Here is an 18595-nt window from a genome sequence, read left to right on the forward strand (position 1 = left end):
CCCCCTAATGGCATAATGTAAGGGGTTCCCTCGAGGACCCCACCGCTAAACAAAATGAAGAAAGTCCTCAACTGGTGGGGCAATCATACATTTATTACGTGATTCTATTTTAAATAAAAATAAAACTCTTAGCTTTCCACTATGGGGGATATAAGGAGGCATCCTTACATCAGTAATAAATGTATATTCGTAACTCGAGCAGGCTTGAACTGTTTTATATGGAAAAGGAGTGAAAAGTAATGAACTTACATGCAATTTATCATCGACCAAATCAAAATTATGCCTATTCATACGACTTAGAAACGATTCATGTACGATTACGTACCGCCAAAAATGATATCGAGCAGGTTACAGTCCGTTTTGGCGATCCTTATCATTGGATGGCCGGTGGCGGAGGTGGAAACTTAAATGCCGAAGGAGCACAAGGTTGGATTAGCCACGAAATCAAGATGAAAAAAGAAGCATCCACCGATTTATTTGATTTTTGGTTTGCTGAAGTCAAGCCGGAATTCAGACGTATGCGTTACGCCTTTATCCTTGAAAGTGAAGAACAACGAATTTTATTTGGTGAGAAAAAAATCGTCCCACTAACTGATGATGACGACTTAAACTATCCTTATTTGAACGAAATTGGAAATTTCTTCTGCTTCCCGTTTTTAAATCCAGCTGATATTTTTAACGCTCCAGAATGGGTTAAATCAACGATTTGGTATCAAATTTTCCCTGAACGATTTGCGAATGGAAATCCAGCATTAAATCCTGATCATACAGTAGAATGGGGAAGTGTCGATCCAAAACACGATACATTCTATGGAGGCGATTTAGAAGGTGTGATTCAAAATCTTGACCACTTACAAGAGCTTGGAGTTAATGGGATCTACTTCTGCCCTATTTTCAAATCACCATCAACACATAAGTATGATACAACAGACTATTTTGAAATTGATCCACAATTTGGTGATAAAGCAACATTTAGAAGACTTGTGAAAGAAGCTCATCAACGTGGAATGAAAATTATGTTAGATGCCGTGTTTAATCATTGTGGCTGGGAGTTTCCTCAATGGCAGGATGTCTTAAAATATGGTGAACAATCAACATATAAAAACTGGTTCCATATTCGAAAATTCCCATTAATAGAAAATGACTTTGATCCATTAACACAACCAGGTGGATTAAATTATGATGCTTTCGCATTCGCTCAAAATATGCCCAAGTTAAACACAGAAAATCCTGAAGTTATCGACTATTTCTTAGAAGTTGGTCGTTACTGGATTCGTGAATTTGATATTGATGGTTGGCGCTTAGATGTGTCAAATGAAGTTGATCATACATTCTGGCGCTTATTTAGAAATGCTGTTCGTGAAGTAAAAAAAGATGTTTATATTTTAGGAGAAGTGTGGCATGATTCACAGCCATGGTTAAACGGTGATCAATTTGATGCCGTCATGAACTATCCACTAGGAGATGCTATTTTAAACTATGTCGCTCAAAATAAAACTAATTCCTCACAGTTTGTGGTTGCAATTAATAAGGTATTGACAGACTATGCAAAAAACGTGAATGAAGCTGCGTTTAACTTACTTGATAGCCATGATACTCAGCGTTTATTAACAGTTTGTGGCGGAAATAAAAAGAAAGCTTTACTCGCCTATACTTTATTAATGACACAAGCAGGGACACCATGTATTTATTACGGTAGTGAAATTGGACTAGATGGTGGGGCTGATCCACTTTGTCGAAAATGTATGATTTGGGATAAGGACTCTCAGGACCGAGAAATGTTTGATTATTTAAAGCAACTTATCCATCTTCGAAAAACATACAAAGCTTTAAGTTCTTCTGAATTAGAATGGATACAAGCTAGTGATACTGGTTCTTACCTTATTTTTAAAAAACAATTAAATGATGAAATCATTTATGTCATATTAAATAACAATAACAAATCTCAACTCATTAATTTATCTTCTTTACCAGAAGGTGTGTATACTGAATTGTTGACTAACACAGAAGTAAACACGAAGGGGACATTACCAGTGAAACCTTATACTGCTTGGATTCTTAAGAAAATTTAAGAATGTTGCGGGGAGAACAGATATGAGTGATAATTTTGAACGCAAATCGCTGAAGCAATTGGCATGGCCAATTTTTATTGAATTAACCTTATTTATGCTGATGGGCATGGTCGATACCTTTATGCTAAGTGCCTATTCAGACTCTGCTGTTGCTGCTGTTGGAATGTCAAATCAAGTCATTAATTTAATTGCGGTAATGTTTAACTTTGTTGCCGCTGGAACTGTGATTTTAATGTCGCAAAATTTAGGAGCAAATCATCATCAAAAGGCTTGTGAAGTTGGGATCGTATCCATCGGTGCAAACTTAATCATTGGGGTTATTTTAAGTATGGTGATGGTTGTTTGTTCCAAATATATTCTTGACTTTATGAATACACCTGATGAGATCATGAACACAACCGTCACTTATACAAAAATTGTGGGGAGCTTTTTATTTTTAATGGCCATTCAACCGGTTCTTAGTGGGATTTTACGAAGCTATGGCTATACAAAGCAATCAATGATCATCACACTAATTGCAAACATTATTAACATTTTTGGGAATGCGCTCTTTATTTATGGTTTATTTGGGGCACCTGAACTCGGTCCAATTGGAGTAGCAATTTCAACGGTCTTTAGTCGTTTTATTACCGTGCTCTTAATTGCATTCATCATTGTCAGAAAAATTGATTTCTCATTTTCAGAGCAATTTTTCAAACGTTGGCCAATTCAAGATATTAAAAATATTTTAAAAATCGGGGTGCCTTCTGCCTTAGAGCAAGTCGCTTACTCAAGTTCACAAGTCGTCATTTTATCATTCGTCTCTTTACTTGGAACATTAGCAATTACAACGAGAGTTTATACCTCCAATCTTTCAATGTTTATCTATTTATTTAGCTTAGCCATTGCTCAGGCAAACCAAGTTTTAGTCGGTTATTTCATTGGTGAAGAGAAAAATGAAGAGGTCTATAAACAAACTTTTAAAACCCAAGGCTTAGCTGTTGCTGTTTCTCTGACACTTTCAATTGTTGCTTATTTCGGTAGTGATTTATTATTTGGAATCTTTACAAATGATCCGGCTATTTTAAGTCTTGGAAAATCATTATTACTCGTAAATACAGTGCTTGAGATTGGTCGGGCCTCAAACTTAGTTTTAACGAATGCACTAAAAGCAGCAGGAGACGTTAATTATCCTTTCATTTTTGGAATTGTTGGAATGTGGCTCATCTGTATCCCAGTTGCTTATATTTTAGGAATTCATTTTAACCTTGGATTAGTTGGGATTTGGATTGCATTTGCTGTCGACGAATGTTTTAGAGGGCTGATTTTCACCTTTAGATTTAAAAGCAAAAAATGGACGGATAAGTCTTTCATTTCCTAATAACTCATGATACTCATTGACATTGTGAAAGATTTTCTTTTATAATTAGGATAGAAATAATGAGTCATAAGGGAATTTAGAGGTGAAAAATTTTGGCGAATATTAAAGACGTCGCAAAGCTTGCTAACGTTTCTGTAGCAACCGTTTCACGCGTCATCAATAACAAAGGATATGTCAATGAACATACAAAAGAGTTAGTTATGCAAGCAATTAAAGAATTAAATTACGTTCCTAATGAAATTGCACGTTCTCTGTATCGAAAATCATCAAAAATTATTGGAATTATTATTCCAGATTTAAAAAATGAGTTTTTTAATGATATGATCTCGGGAATTGAAGAAGTTATTTTACAACATGGCTATAAAACAATGCTTTGTACATCAAGAGAAAGCCTCGACCGTGAAAAAGAATACTTACAAATCTTTTCAACAAATAAAATTGATGGTCTAATTTTATGTTCCAATTCTCCAGATATCGTATCATACATCAATTTAGATATTCCTATCGTTGGATTAGATCGTATTATTAGTAAAGATATTCCATCTGTTACAGCAGATAATTATATGGGGGGAATCTTAGCAGCCAATCGATTAATTGAGGCAAATTGTAGGAATATTGTTCAGTTCAGAGGGCCTCAAACATTATCTCCTGCTAATGAACGCGCAAACGGTTTTTTACAAACCTTACAGCGCCATCCAGATATTCAAGTTCATACAGTAGAACTAGAATTTACTCCAGATACCAATGCTGAAATCTATAACTTCTTAGTCACTCATCCTGAAATTGATGGAATTTTTGCAGCAAGTGATATTATTGCAGCAAACTGTATTCGTTGTCTAAAGAAACTAGGACGTCAAGTTCCACAAGAGATTAAAATTATCGGTTACGACAATATTAGTATTTGTGAATTTACAGATCCAACGATTTCAACAATTGCTCAACCAATAGTTTCAATGGGGGAAATCGCTGCAGAAACATTATTTAAACTAATCAATAACGAACCAATCGAACAACGACATATTTCCTTACCGGTTGAACTCATCGAACGAGAATCTACCAAATAAAAGGTTGAAACCAACGTTTATCTCGCCGTGAAGGTTAACAAAAAAAGGCTGATGACTCTTTTTTGAGTCTACAGCCTTTTTTCAACTTTATAGGAGCGAGGCTTGTTGAAACTGGATTGGGTCACCTGGCATTTTCGAAGAAAATGTATCCTCAACTGCTAGGGCAATAGTGAGTGAAACGAACCCGTAGCTTTCCTCCGCTGGTAGGGAATGGGTCACCTACGCTAATAGCGAGGTACGAGCTGTTAGCTTTCCTCCCCTAGTAGGGAATGGGTCACCTACGCTAAGGAGCACAATCAACGATTGTGAACTTAGCTTTCTTCCGCTGGTAGGGAATGGATTTTTAGTTGGAGATTTAATTAGTTATAGTATTGGAATCACTGCCGCGTTTAGACTAGACTATTTAGTAAACTTAGAAGTAAATAAACGAAAAGGAGTTGTATCGAAATAGATACAGCTCCTTTTCGTAATTCAAATAAAACGATGATTAATTAAATAATCTAACCCAATCCGCCTATATCCTTAAGCATTCATAGTTGTACCTCATCAACTAGTTCCACTAAAACTACTATTCAATCAAACTGAATCTTTTTACTCTCTCCAACGATTGTTCTAACTAATCATACTATTTTCTTAGAGAGGCAAGTCTAAAACATACGTCACTTTTTTTAGCGATAGTCCCTCATTAAATGTTGAATTAACTTTCATTTCTTAAATAGGTTAACTAATCGAGTAGGAGATAATTAATTAATTTAATCATCGTCCTCTCACACCACCGTACGTACGGTTCCGTATACGGCGGTTCTATTTTATCTCTAAATATGAACAGTTTGATAGTGGTCTAGTAGTGATACTAGACCTCTTCTTTTTAGTCTTTCATTCGTGATGGTTCGACATAAAATAAATGAGCGAGCGACTCTCGCATATCCTTTTCGGGTATTTGCCCATTCCCACGCCTTATCCTTATCGATTCCCAACCTCATTAAACTTCTATATTTGGTTTGAACCTTCTTCCATTGTTTCCATATACACATTCTTAATCGGAATCGAATATTTTTATCTAGATTTCCACATACCGTCCTCATCTTAGCGATTTTAAAATAATTCACCCATCCGATGATTAACTGCTTTAGTTTCTTCAGTCGATAGTCAAAACTCACACTCCAACTTCGTCGGGTGAGTCTTTTTAATTTCTCTTTCACTCTCATGATCGATATCTGGTGAGGTTTAGCTTTGAACTGATAGGCATTTTTATCCCAAAAGAAACCGAATCCTAGAAATTTAATTCCACTTGGTCGCTCAACCTTACTTTTTGTCACATTGACTTTAAGACCTAGCGTTTCTTCAAGGTATTTCGTCATGCTTTTCATCACTCGCTTCGCTGCCTTCTCACTTTTCACTAGAATTAAACAATCATCTGCGTATCGGACAAAATTTAACCCTCTTGCTTCTAGCTCTTGGTCAAGTTCATTTAACATGATATTGCTCAGTAATGGGGATAGATTGCCTCCTTGTGGGGTTCCAATCACCGATTCTTTATATTCATCATCCATCATGACTCCACTGACTAAGAATTTTCGGATGAGTGAAATGACATCTCCGTCCTTAATCGTATTTGATATCAACCTCATTAACTTATCATGGTTGACTTTATCAAAGAACTTTTCTAAATCGATATCAACAATCCATGTATACCCATCATTCATGAATTCTAGACTTTTAATAATCGCCATTTCTGCACATCGTCCCGGTCTAAATCCATAGCTGTTTTCATGAAACTTTTCTTCATAGATAGGGGTGAGAACTTGAGCCATCGCTTGTTGAATGAATCGGTCAACCACGGTTGGGACACCTAAATTTCGCACACCCCCATCTGCCTTGGGAATCTCGATTCGTTTCACCGGTTTAGGTTGATACGAACGCGTACGAATTTGGTCCTTTATCTCTTCACCATTTTCTTTTAAATAGTGTCCCAATTCATTAATCGTCATCCCATCCACTCCTGCCGCACCTTTATTACGCTTAACTTGTAAATAAGCTTGGTTTAGATTATTTGGGTGTAGGATTTGTTTTAATAAATTCTCTGTGTTCATATTTGTTACCTCCATGAGTTTCGTAACCTTCCATCCATCGTATCTATTTTTTTTTTAGATATGTGTCTTATCACCTAATGGTTAATTAGGAAGGTGCAAGTATCATTTCTTTAACGGATAAAATAGTTCGGTCCTTCGCTCCTTTTAGTTTTCACTAACTCTCTTCACTACTACGACCTCGGCTGACTTCTTATATTCCATGTTTACCTCACGGTCAACCTTTGGGATAGAATATAAGACCTCCCCGGGTAAGGTGTATTATCTTCCCTTCCATCTATCTGCCACATTTACAACATACATTTTTTTTCTGTGTAGTTATTGGACTTTAACTTGTTATGCAGTCTTATCCTTGTATCCTGCCTGATGTGATTCCTGTTCGTCAGACCAGAAGTTTGCCCACGGACTTCCTTCAGATTCCTCCTCGCAGAGGACACCCTTGTCTTAGGCTATGTACTTTCCGCTACTTGGACGTACTCGGGACTTTAACCCGTTAGATAATACCCATGCCGGGCGCACATAAAAAGCTGTCCCTTTCGAGACAGCTTTGGCTATATTTTAACGTGTGTATGTGTGTGTTCAAGTAAAATTAGCGGATAACTTCTTCAGTTGCTACATCGAAGAAGTGGCATTTGTTCATGTCTAACGCTAACTCTAATGTATCTCCCATACGAACATCAGAACGAGCATCTACTTTAGCAACTAATTGTTGCCCAGCTAAAGTTGTATACAGAATAGACTCATGTCCTAATAACTCTGCTACTTCGATTTCAGCTTTATATTTTGCTTCACTATAAGTATCTGCTACGATTGGTTCATCATGAATATCTTCTGGGCGGATACCGAAAATCACTTCTTTATTATCATATCCTTTTTGTTTTAACATATTAAATTTGGCTTCTGGAATACGGAATTTTAAGTTATCTGCAATAAAGTAACCATTTGCTACTTTACCATGAACGAAGTTCATTGCAGGAGATCCGATGAATCCACCAACGAAAACAGTTTTTGGATTATCATAAATTTCTTTTGGAGATCCGATTTGTTGAATTACTCCGTCTTTCATAACAACAATACGAGAAGCCATTGTCATCGCTTCTGTTTGGTCATGGGTAACGTAGATTGTAGTTGTCGCTAAACGCTCATGTAATTTGATGATTTCTGAACGCATGGCAACACGTAATTTAGCATCTAAGTTTGATAATGGCTCATCCATTAAGAATACTTTCGCATCACGTACGATAGCACGTCCTAAAGCAACACGTTGACGTTGTCCCCCTGATAACGCCTTTGGTTTACGATCTAAGTATTGTTCAAGCCCTAAGATACGAGCCGCATCTTTCACACGACGATCAATTTCCTCTTTAGGAATTTTACGTAATTTTAATCCGAATGCCATGTTATCATAAACATTCATGTGAGGATATAATGCATAAGATTGGAATACCATCGCGATATCACGATCTTTTGGCGCTACGTCATTCATTAAGACACCATCGATATAAAATTCCCCTTTAGAGATTTCCTCTAGCCCCGCAATCATACGTAATGTTGTTGACTTCCCACATCCTGATGGTCCAACGAATACGATGAATTCTTTATCTGCAATATCTAGATTGAAATCTGTTACAGATGGATTTGGATTGTTCTCATAAATTTTATAAATGTTTTTCAATTTTAATTCAGCCATTTTTAATTCCTCCCTCTTGGTATAGGTAAATTATAGAATGAAAGCGATTAACTTTCAATAAACAACTTGCACTCATTTTAATCATATAACTTGTGCACCTTGTATATAACGTTTACATATTACTTTTTAATTCGAGGTTTTTTATCAAAATATAGGCTACAATGGCATGTTTAAACTCTTTCACATTAAGTCCCGTTACTTGAATAAATCGTTCTAATTTGTTCATGAACGTATTGCGATGCATGTACAAGGCTTTCGCCCCCATCGATAAATTAAAGTTATTGTCTAAATAAGACTTCACTACTTCCACAAGATCATAAGATAACCTTTCAATCTTTTGCGCCAATTGGTTAAATCCATCGTAATCATTAATAGTTAAAATCATATATTGTAATAGAAGTTCTTGTTGTTCCATAATAAGAACTTGACGATTTCGATACTTTTGATAGAGATTAAATTCTTTTAGAAAAGCCTCAGAGATTTGATCATCAATCGAGTAATCGACCGTCTTATAAAGATTCGTATAATAATAGAAATCTTCGTTGATTGCTTTTGCAATTTCTTCAAATTCTTCCACGTCATATTCATTTCGTTTGGTAAAATCAAGAATGACACCATATTCACGATCAATAAATAAAACAATGAATTTCTGATTAAAGCTTTTAATTAATTGATCAAATTCAATTTTTGTGTCCGAATCAAAATTATGGTGGAAAAAGATAAATCGTACTTCATCGTATGGATGAACCATCGTCTCTAGTAATTTTGTCTTTCCATATAACAATAACTCTAACCAAAATAACCTTTTTTGTTGATCAAAATCAACAGAGACAATCTCATCAAATAATAAGGATAGCAATTTTTTTTCTGATGTCGGAACATTTTTCTTTATGCCAATCAAATGATTCCCTTCATCTTTGAACCAGTAATAATCATTTGGATAGTCTGGCATCTCATCAATAATACATTTTTCTTTATAAAGTTCTTTTATTTGTAAAAGCATATAGCATCCCCACTTCTCCCCTCATAGTATATATTAAGTATATCATTTTTTAGATGCTGACAACATAATAGTTTCGACTGTGTGAACGATAAAAAAACGATTTACGTTAATAACAAAGGAGGTCCGTTATGCCAAGAAGTATTACAATGGCTCAATTGAGTCAAATCATGAGTACGAATCCGGTCATTATTGATATTCGTGATCCTTATCAGTATGCTCAGTTTCACCTTCCAACAGCGGTTAATATCCCCTATCAAACTCTCGTCATGTATCCTGAGCGCTACTTAAATTTGCGAGATACCTATTATTTAATCTGCGCTCATGGGGGTGAAAGTTATCGAGCATGTATGATGCTTGAACCAGCTGGATATAAAGTGATCAGTATCGCAGGTGGCTATACAAATATGCGATACCGCTATTAAACATAAAAAGTGAGTCCTCACGGGACTCACTTCTTTTAGATTGAAAAACGTTTGGGAAGATCTGTTTGAAATTCATACGTTTCTTTTGTAATTGGGTGAATAAAACGGACATAATAGCTATGCAATAAATGGCCATCTTCTAAAATTAGTGCTTGATCATCATACAGTGTATCTCCAATCAAGGGATGTCCTAAATAATCCATATGGACACGAATTTGGTGTGTTCGTCCCGTTTCAAGTTCACATTCAATGAGTGTATTTTCACCTTGTCTTTCAATCACACGATAATGCGTGACTGCATGATCTCCATCTTCACGAACCCCACGTTTAACGTTTCCCTCTTGCAATCTACCAATTGGAGCTTCGACTGTGCCTGAAATCGTGAGATGACCTTTCACAAGGGTATAATATTTTCGTTTAATTTGCTTCACATCTTTTGTCATTAAATGATGAATATGACGATATTTTGCCACAACTAATAAGCCTGATGTATCCCGATCAAGTCGATTAACAAAATGAATCGTGGATTCAATTTTTTGTTGATTATAATAGTGAACTAGCGCATTGGCTAACGTTTCATATGGATGCCGAATCGATGGAATGGTCGGAATGCCTGCTGGTTTATTCACCACCAATAGGTAATCATCTTCAAAGATAATATCAAGTGGCAACTCATAAGGAGCTAATCCAGCACTTCGTTCTTCTGGCGGAAAAATAATCTTTAGCTCATCGTTTGTTTGTAAGACATAGCGAACCGTTTGATGCTCTCCATTCACTTGCAAATCTCCTCCACGATGCTTCGTGGCGACAATCGCTTTTTTAGAAATTTCTTGTTTCTTTAAAAAATTTAAGATCGATGTTCCGTGTTCTTCTGGTTTAATCGTGTAAGTTAAAGTCAAACTCATGTCGGTACTCCTATAAGAAATGTTGCTTGACGCGTCCCCAGAAAAGTCCATCACGACGTTTAATGAAAGCAACGGAACGTTCTGATAGGGTCACTTTAATTTTTTGAATATTTTGATATGATTCATATAAATGGTCACGAGTAATCGTCACATCAGCAAAGTTTTCTGATTGAAGTGTCACGACTTGCTCTTGCGGAATAATTAATGGTGATCCAATTGTACGAAACACATTATTATTAATCGATGCAATCTCGGTCATTTGGAACGCTTTTAAGCTAGGATAAATAATCGCTCCCCCTAATGATTTATTATACGCTGTACTTCCCGTTGGGGTTGACAGACAGACACCGGTTCCACGAAACGATTCAAAAAACAAATCATCAATGGTCACATTTAAATGCTGCGTTCGATAAGCATTTAAAAGCGTCATTTCATTAAACGCATATAATTGATGGCAAACTTCACTTTCGGAAGCTACAGACTCACAAAGGACGATGGACAATAATGGATGATGATTGATGTTTGAGTGTTCTTGTTTTAAAAACTCCACAAGCTCATCTAACTCATCAGGTAACCAATCTGTGTAGTAACCTAAGTGACCCGTATGAATCCCGATAAATTTAACCTTCTCAATTTGATTCAGATAATGATGGACCGCATGTAAAACGGTCCCATCTCCACCAATCGTTAAAACAATATCAGGTTCTTGATCATTTAATTCGATTTGTTCTTGTTGCAATTTTAACATGAGTTGCTCTTTGACTTGTTGAGACTGCTCACGCTCATTCGCATAGATTGCTACTTTCATGTTAATCTCCTTTATGCTTTTTAATTAAATAATCTTCATTTAACGTCACTAGGCTAGCAGGTGGTTCAACCACTCTAAACTCATCGGATTGACGTTTTTCAAATGTTTTCTGTGCCTCCGCAATTTCATCACGAATCTCTGACATCTGACCATCCAACCAAGCAGCAGCTTCAGCCGCTTGTTTTAATCGCTCTTTAATTCCTTCTGGAATTTGTCCTTCATATTTATAGTTTAATGAATGTTCAATACTCGCCCAAAAGTTCATTGCAAGCGTTCGGATTTGAAATTCAACCATAACTTTTTTCATCCCATCAATCGTTTCTAAATGATAATAGGCATGAATATGATACGATCGATATCCACTTGCACGTTGATGTAAAATGTAATCGCGCGTCTCAACAATTTCTAAGTCTTGACGTTTTTTTAATAACTCAACCACCATGTAAATATCTTCAACGAACTGACAGTTAATACGAATTCCGGCAATATCGTATACTTTATCAATTTCCTGAATTGATAACCCCATACGGTCCAATTTATCCAGTATACTCGAGATCGTTTTAATACGACCATCTACAAATTCAATCGGAGAGTGTAATCCCTTCGTTTTATATTGTTGGCGGATTCCGCGTAAGTTTATTTTTAATTCTTGTAAGGCTAATTCATACGGCTCAAAAAAACTTAACCAATCCATTAAATTCACCTCTATTTCTTCACTTTGATTTAATCTGTTGTCTCTCACTCAACTTATTTTATAAATATTTTCTTCACTCATTGATTATATCATGTCTTTGCGTCATAATTAAATAGAGGTGAGATTGTTTATGTCTACAAATCTGGAAATTGAATTTAAAAACATGTTAGATGAAAATGAATATCATGAATTATTAAATTATTTCTCAATTCATGAAGAGCAAATTTGGACACAAAAAAATGTCTACTTTGATACGCTATCTCATGATTTAAAACGCCAACAAGCGGCTCTTCGCGTACGAGTAAAAAATAACACGTATGAGTTAACATTAAAAACGAAAGCAGAAGTCGGTCTACTTGAGACAAATCAAATGATTACAAAAGCAGACTACAAAACATTTAAACATGATCATCAACTCGTAAAAGGACCTGTTTACGATGCCTTAGTTGAGTTAGGAATTCATGTAGATGAATTACGCGTCATGACGGATTTAACAACGAAACGTGCTGAAGTTCCTTATGAAAATGGACTTCTTGTCCTAGATAAAAGCTTCTATGGTGAAGTGATTGATTTCGAACTAGAATATGAAGTTAAAGATTATCATGAAGGATTAAAAATCTTTAACCATTTATTAAATAAACATAATATTCCGACGCGCCCCGCTGAAAATAAAATTAAACGCGCCACAGCCGCCGCTAAAAAATAGGAAAAGCTAGCTTCTAAGGTAGAAGCTAGTTTTTTTGTTGCAGCCAAAGTTGACCTAATTGCTCATCCTCTATTAAATAAGGTTCAAGCTGTAAGTATAAATGTGGTTTCTTAATATATTCATAATAGCCAAATTGCTCACGAATCATACCAAACATAGATAATAACTCTAAATATTTTTTCAAAGCTAACCATGTGTGCTGTGACTCTTTTAATCGATAATGAAGTCTTAACTTTTGGCGGATTTCTGATAAAGTAAACACCTCATGTTCTTCATAATTAGACATGATACATAAAACAACATACGCCTGCCAAATAAAGAGTGGCTTCTCGTATGCAACCTCTTCAATCGGCCAGCCAACAACTGATGGTAATAAAGATAAATTAATTAAAAAAGGCGCACACATTCTTAAAAGAGCATATTCTTTTCGTTGATAACCTGCATATTTTTGACATCGAAATTCTTTCTTAATGGCTAACCATTCACTTAATCGCTTTTGTTTATACGCTTGTGGTGGGAAGAGTAGTTGATCTAACGATAAAAATTTCAAGGGAATAGATTCAATCGTTCCTTCAACTTCTTTTTGATTTAACCAAACAAGATGATCAAAAAAAGTAAGGGTTTCAGTGAGAACATTAAAATGAATTAATCGATTTCCCTTTTGAAGTCGCATAACTTGATTTAATAAATAAGTGTGTGACCTTTCCTGAATATCACGGATAAAAATCCAAATCACCTGAATGCCTGACTGACAGTAATCTTTATTTCGCTGTTCAAAGAGCTCTGGTGTCATCAGACTTTTTTGAATTTCAAACACATATTTTTGCTGATTCCATTCAAAGTAAATATCTGCAATCCGATTAACAGCTGACAATCGATATTCAAGCTGTACGGAGGTCGCTCCTTGATTGATTAACCACTGTGATAATACGAGCTTACTTAGCTGATGGGCTTCACTTTCATGGGTATGACTATCGTAATCACAAGGAGCTATATGGGAAAAATGCGCCCTTCTTTTTGGACCCTGTTTAAAAATAACAGGAGAGCCGCAATACGGGCACTCATAATTTGAACTAAGTTTTAGTTGTGCAAGTTCCTTTTTTGGAATTTGTGTTAAATCAACGAGTTGGTTATTTTGTTTTGCTGTTAACATATTAATCACCCACTTTAACTTACGCAAAAAAGGGTGAATTTCTTTTTAAAGCAGATATTGTTCATTTAAAAGATGAGTGACTTGATTAATCATAATATCTAAGACACTTAAAAGTTGTTTATCACAACGTCCCGCATGAATAAAAAGAAGTTCAATATGTTCTTTCATAAGGTTAGGTATTAGCGGACAAGATTCCTCCATAATTTGTATAACCCGCTTTTCGATTGGATAAAATTGTCGATTAATCGCAAATAATAGATCTAGATAGCTTTTTAAATAGTCATTTAAAAGGCTAGAAATATGAATTCGATCTCGACGTTCAAGGGCTCGTTCGAATGAAATGTAGTACGATTTAGAGTTTGATTTAAGTAAAGGATATTGAATTTGAACAATTTTTTGTCGTAATAGATCGGGATATTGTGAGGTATACTTTTGTTTCAATGTCGATAATTGTTGATGACGATCAAATACAATGTTTGAGTAATGAACAAAATAAGCAATACGCGTTGAATTATAGCGAGTAACACACGCTTCATTGATCACAGTAATAAGTTGTTTTTCGATTTCTTCAATATCTAAATAACATAAATCAAGCTCAATGGGGAAATCCCGGAGTAAACAATGGTCGGTTTGTACTTCTCCTGGACAGTCTAGTTCAATGGACTCTGAAAATTTCATTAAAATTTGATGTCTCGTCTCACTAGGGATAAGTTCGGTGTAATATATATTTATGTTAATATCGGATAAATCATCTTGATAATTAGAAAATTTAGATCCTGCCATGGCAATAGCCGTCACTTGCTCAATACTTTGGAATTCAGCGATTAAGCGATGTAAAATTTCATTCACATTGATCATCTTGTTCTCTCCTTCCATTTTTCGAATTTTTTATGACATAATAAAAAACAACTATACATAATACAGATTGCTTAGTTGCTGTTTGTATGTTAAAGATCACTTATTACAATGTATTCATCAAATTTTAAAAATATGTTTGTCTCTTTTTAAAAATATTTATCTCTATAACTCTATGTCTATTGATCGACTGGTATAAAAAAAGAAGTAACCTTTAACCTAGATTACTTCTCTTACTATTAATATATTAGTTTCTTTTACTTGTATTCTCTATAAAATTGTCACTTAACGCACGCTCTAAAGCATTAACATATGAGCAATTACAGTTATCACAATTCTTACAGTAGATGACATTGCGTAATTCACGTGGTAAGAAACAGCGAATCTCTTCGTCATTATATCCAACTTGTAAACGATGTTTATCGACAATAATAGGACGACGTAAAACACTTGGATTTTCAACGATAAAATCAAGTAATTCATTGATTGTCATCTCATCTGCATCTAAGTTATTTTCTTTAAATGCTTTTGAACGGGTTGAGATAATATCTTCAAATCCATTTTCTGTTTTTTCTAAAATCTGTTTAATATCTTCACGTGTAATTTTCGTTACAAATAAGTTTTTTTCAATATATTTAATCCCATATTCATCTAACCATTTTTTCGCTTTACGGCATGATGAACAGCTGGGAGATGTATAAATTTCAACCATCCATATCCCTCCATAACGATAGCCATCATCTATCTTTTATATTGTACACTACCCTTTAATTAGATACAACCTATTAATGATGACTTTCATTTCTAATTTCAACTAATTCGCCCATAGGTTCATCAGCTCATTTGAAAATGGGTTTTATAATTATATTTACTTTTTCTCCAAATAATTTCTTAAAAATTAAATAAAAACGTGCCTTTAAAACTTCAAAATCCAATAAATCTATCATTTATCTTGTCTGATATTTACTGATTCTAACCTACAAAATAACAAAAGGACTATCACTTATCTGATAGTCCTTAAGCTTGTCTTAAATGTTTTCCTTTGAAAGAGAGTTGAAATCAACTTCTGACTCTTCTTTTAGTTTACCTTTCATTACTTTTTTCATGAACCAGCTAAATACGATGATCGCACAGATGATTCCAACTCCATTTGAAAAGACATTTGGTAATCGGAATCCTTCTTTTGCTTGTAAAATATATGACGTACAAATAAATGTCATGAATGTTGCTGGAAGTAAAGTGATCCAATAGTTACGTTTATTTTTTAATAAAAAGACGGTTGATGTCCATAAGAAAATTGTTGCTAATGTTTGATTTGACCATGCAAAGTAACGCCAAATAATATTGAAATCGATTTGTGTTAAGATAATACAAACGATAAATAGCGAATAACAATAAAGGAATGTTTAACGATTGCATCTTGCTTGATACGTAAAGCATCAGCAATCCTGAATTGAACACTTCTAAATGCTGCATCTCCTAATGTAATCGGACAAGCTACCACTCCTAATAAAGTTAAAACAGCTCCCACATTTCCTAACAATCCAGTTGAAATAATGTTAACAACTCCAGATTGTCCACCTGATTCAGTTAAGGCTGTGTTTTAAGAACATGTTGATATTCAACAGGAAAGTCTAAATTTCATCTTATAGTGCGTCGCTTTTTCGATTAAGTTGCTTTCTACTGAAATCAACATTTATCTAAAACTCAACTATCTTTTAAACTAACAGAGTCAAATAAAAAAAGAAGTTGCAACCGAAAATTCGGCTACAACTTCTTTTTATTTACGTGACTGTTTCCAGCTTTCAATTTCTTCTTTTGTTCCTAAAACGAAGTGTCCTGGTGCTACTTCTGTCCAGTCCCCAGCGTAATAATCAATTTGTGATTTGTCATAAACGATACGTTTACGATCACGCTCATAATTTGGATCTGGAAGTGGAATAGCGGATAATAATGAACGAGTATATGGGTGAATTGCATTCGCATAAATATCGTCTGCACTTCCAAGCTCAACTAAGCGTCCTAAATGCATAACTCCAATACGGTCTGAAATGTATTTAACCATTGATAAGTCATGAGCAATGAATAAGTATGTTAATCCAAATTCTTTTTTCAGAGTATTCATTAAGTTAACCACCTGTGCCTGAATTGAAACGTCAAGCGCAGAAATTGGTTCATCGGCAATAATAAACTCCGGATTTGTAATTAACGCACGGGCAATCCCAATACGTTGACGTTGTCCACCAGAAAATTCATGAGGATAACGCCCAGCATGGTCTTTACTTAAACCAACAGCTTCTAAAATTTTATAAACTTTTTCCTCACGGTCTTTTTTATTTTTCGCCAATTTATGAATATCAATTCCTTCAGCAATAATATCAATCACACGCATACGAGGATTTAAACACGCCATTGGATCTTGGAAAATCATCTGAATTTGTTGACAAACTTCTGCTTTTTCTTTTTTCGATAATTTTTTTGCAATGTTTTTCCCTTTGAAGATAACTTCTCCGGCTGTTGGTTGGTATAAACGAATGATACTACGTCCAGTTGTTGATTTACCTGATCCTGACTCTCCAACTAATCCAAACGTTTCTCCTTTATAAATCTTAAATGAAATATCATCAATCGCCTTAACCGTTAATTTATGGTCAATTTTGAAATATTGTTTTAAATTTTTAACTTCTAATAAAACTTCGCGTTCGTTATTACTCATGAGTGTATCCTCCTTTTGCACGAAGACGTAATACTGCAGCAGGTGGGGTTACTTTTGGTGCTTGTTCATGCAATAACCATGTTGCTGCATAATGTGTATCACTGACTTTGAACATCGGTGGTTGTTCTTCAAAATCAATGTTTAAAGCATACTCACTACGAAACGCAAACGCATCTCCTTTTGGTGGTGTTAAAAGGTTAGGAGGTGTTCCTGGAATGGCATAAAGTTGTTCGTCACTTGTATCTAAATCAGGCATTGACGCAAGCAATCCCCATGTATAAGGGTGGCATGGATTGTAGAAGACTTCATTGCTCGTACCAATTTCACAAACGCGTCCTGCATACATAACAGCTACGCGATCGGCAACGTTTGCTACAACACCTAAGTCGTGTGTAATAAAGATAACAGCAACATTTGTTTTTTGTTGTAAATCTTTAATTAACTCTAAAATTTGAGCTTGGATTGTGACATCAAGTGCAGTTGTTGGTTCATCACAAATTAATACACGTGGATTACATGCTAAAGCAATAGCGATAACGATACGTTGACGCATCCCACCAGAGAACTGATGAGGATATTGCTTCATACGTTTTGCTGCTTCACTAATTCCAACAAGAGTAATTAATTCTTCTGCTTTAGCTTTCGCTTCTGCTTTTGAGCATCCTTGATGTTTCATGATTGGTTCCATGATTTGCTTTCCAATAGTCATTGTTGGATTTAATGATGTCATTGGATCTTGGAAGACCATCGCGATTTCTTTTCCTCGAATTGTATGATATTCGCGCTCAGATAATTTCGCTAAATCGATTTCTTCTCCGTTTTCTTTTGTATATGTCATTGAACCGTCAGTAATTTTACCATTTTCAGCCAAAATCCCCATAATCGCTTTTGAAGCAACTGATTTTCCTGATCCTGATTCCCCAACGATTGCTAATGTCTCACCTTCGTGTAAAGTAAAGCTCACACCTCGAACTGCAGAAACAGGGCCTGCGAATGTATCGAATGTGATATTCAGATTATTAACATCTAGTATTTTCTTCATGATTTTCTCACCGTC

The 18595-nt window shown here is 35.2% G+C and carries 18 protein-coding genes; 5 read left to right on the forward strand and 13 right to left on the reverse strand.

Annotated elements, in window-relative coordinates:
• Positions 1-239: 239 nt before the first annotated feature.
• The 3 genes from J0J69_RS05755 to J0J69_RS05765 all read left to right on the forward strand — a co-directional run bounded on the left by J0J69_RS05755 (position 240) and on the right by J0J69_RS05765 (position 4496).
• A complete protein-coding gene (locus J0J69_RS05755; RefSeq protein ID WP_212724695.1) occupies positions 240-2072 on the forward strand; it encodes a glycoside hydrolase family 13 protein in 1833 nt (610 codons plus the stop codon).
• Between the two features lie 22 nt (positions 2073-2094).
• A complete protein-coding gene (locus J0J69_RS05760) occupies positions 2095-3432 on the forward strand; it encodes an MATE family efflux transporter (protein WP_212724694.1) in 1338 nt (445 codons plus the stop codon).
• A gap of 92 nt (positions 3433-3524) precedes the next feature.
• Positions 3525-4496 carry a LacI family DNA-binding transcriptional regulator gene (locus J0J69_RS05765; RefSeq protein WP_212724693.1) on the forward strand — a complete coding sequence of 324 codons (972 nt, stop codon included), beginning with the start codon at positions 3525-3527 and terminating at the stop codon, positions 4494-4496.
• A gap of 815 nt (positions 4497-5311) precedes the next feature.
• Here the strand turns inward: J0J69_RS05765 and ltrA are convergent.
• The 3 genes from ltrA to J0J69_RS05780 all read right to left on the reverse strand — a co-directional run bounded on the left by ltrA (position 5312) and on the right by J0J69_RS05780 (position 9279).
• Positions 5312-6589 (reverse strand): group II intron reverse transcriptase/maturase, encoded by a 1278-nt coding sequence (gene ltrA, locus J0J69_RS05770; RefSeq protein WP_055305912.1) that lies wholly within the window; start codon positions 6587-6589, stop codon positions 5312-5314.
• A gap of 586 nt (positions 6590-7175) precedes the next feature.
• Positions 7176-8276, reverse strand: a complete 1101-nt coding sequence (locus tag J0J69_RS05775; protein ID WP_212724692.1) for an ABC transporter ATP-binding protein — start codon at positions 8274-8276, stop codon at positions 7176-7178.
• Between the two features lie 112 nt (positions 8277-8388).
• Positions 8389-9279, reverse strand: a complete 891-nt coding sequence (locus tag J0J69_RS05780; protein WP_212725763.1) for a helix-turn-helix domain-containing protein — start codon at positions 9277-9279, stop codon at positions 8389-8391.
• A gap of 128 nt (positions 9280-9407) precedes the next feature.
• On the opposite strand from J0J69_RS05780, the gene J0J69_RS05785 reads away from it, so the two are divergent.
• Positions 9408-9701, forward strand: coding sequence for a rhodanese-like domain-containing protein (locus J0J69_RS05785; protein ID WP_055242293.1), 294 nt, complete (start codon positions 9408-9410; stop codon positions 9699-9701).
• 35 nt (positions 9702-9736) lie between these two features.
• Here J0J69_RS05785 and J0J69_RS05790 read toward each other — a convergent pair whose 3' ends face one another.
• Genes J0J69_RS05790 through J0J69_RS05800 form a run of 3 tightly spaced genes read right to left on the reverse strand, consistent with a single transcriptional unit; the run spans position 9737 to position 12108 of the window.
• Positions 9737-10606 carry an RluA family pseudouridine synthase gene (locus J0J69_RS05790; protein ID WP_212725764.1) on the reverse strand — a complete coding sequence of 290 codons (870 nt, stop codon included), beginning with the start codon at positions 10604-10606 and terminating at the stop codon, positions 9737-9739.
• A gap of 10 nt (positions 10607-10616) precedes the next feature.
• Complete coding sequence (locus tag J0J69_RS05795) at positions 10617-11414, reverse strand: NAD kinase (RefSeq protein WP_212725765.1); 798 nt, start codon at positions 11412-11414, stop codon at positions 10617-10619.
• A 1-nt stretch (position 11415) separates the two neighbouring features.
• Positions 11416-12108, reverse strand: a complete 693-nt coding sequence (locus J0J69_RS05800) for a GTP pyrophosphokinase (protein ID WP_212725766.1) — start codon at positions 12106-12108, stop codon at positions 11416-11418.
• Positions 12109-12238: 130 nt separating this feature from the next.
• Between J0J69_RS05800 and J0J69_RS05805 the strand changes: the two genes are divergently transcribed.
• A complete protein-coding gene (locus tag J0J69_RS05805) occupies positions 12239-12814 on the forward strand; it encodes a CYTH domain-containing protein (RefSeq protein ID WP_212725767.1) in 576 nt (191 codons plus the stop codon).
• 25 nt (positions 12815-12839) lie between these two features.
• Here J0J69_RS05805 and J0J69_RS05810 read toward each other — a convergent pair whose 3' ends face one another.
• The 7 genes from J0J69_RS05810 to J0J69_RS05840 form a co-directional block, all read right to left on the reverse strand.
• Entirely contained in the window at positions 12840-13967 is a 1128-nt protein-coding gene (locus tag J0J69_RS05810; protein WP_212725768.1) for a competence protein CoiA, read from the reverse strand.
• 45 nt (positions 13968-14012) lie between these two features.
• Positions 14013-14825: a DUF4037 domain-containing protein gene (locus J0J69_RS05815; protein WP_212725769.1), complete on the reverse strand. Its 813-nt coding sequence runs from the start codon at positions 14823-14825 to the stop codon at positions 14013-14015.
• 244 nt (positions 14826-15069) lie between these two features.
• On the reverse strand, positions 15070-15534 hold the full coding sequence (locus J0J69_RS05820; RefSeq protein WP_055242309.1) for a Spx/MgsR family RNA polymerase-binding regulatory protein: 465 nt from the start codon (positions 15532-15534) through the stop codon (positions 15070-15072).
• Between the two features lie 316 nt (positions 15535-15850).
• A complete protein-coding gene (locus J0J69_RS13590) occupies positions 15851-16201 on the reverse strand; it encodes a carbon starvation CstA family protein (RefSeq protein ID WP_212725812.1) in 351 nt (116 codons plus the stop codon).
• A complete protein-coding gene (locus tag J0J69_RS05830; protein ID WP_212725770.1) occupies positions 16183-16353 on the reverse strand; it encodes a hypothetical protein in 171 nt (56 codons plus the stop codon). Before J0J69_RS05830 ends, J0J69_RS13590 begins: the two co-directional genes overlap by 19 nt.
• 249 nt (positions 16354-16602) lie before the next feature.
• The gene (locus tag J0J69_RS05835; protein ID WP_212725771.1) at positions 16603-17538 is read right to left on the reverse strand and encodes an ABC transporter ATP-binding protein; all 936 of its coding nucleotides are present in this window, start codon (positions 17536-17538) and stop codon (positions 16603-16605) included.
• Positions 17531-18580 carry an ABC transporter ATP-binding protein gene (locus tag J0J69_RS05840; protein WP_068758971.1) on the reverse strand — a complete coding sequence of 350 codons (1050 nt, stop codon included), beginning with the start codon at positions 18578-18580 and terminating at the stop codon, positions 17531-17533. Before J0J69_RS05840 ends, J0J69_RS05835 begins: the two co-directional genes overlap by 8 nt.
• Positions 18581-18595 lie beyond the last annotated feature (15 nt).

Origin of the sequence: Turicibacter bilis (genome assembly GCF_024499055.1) — a bacterium.
GTDB classification, from domain to species: Bacteria; Bacillota_I; Bacilli_A; order MOL361; family Turicibacteraceae; genus Turicibacter; species Turicibacter bilis.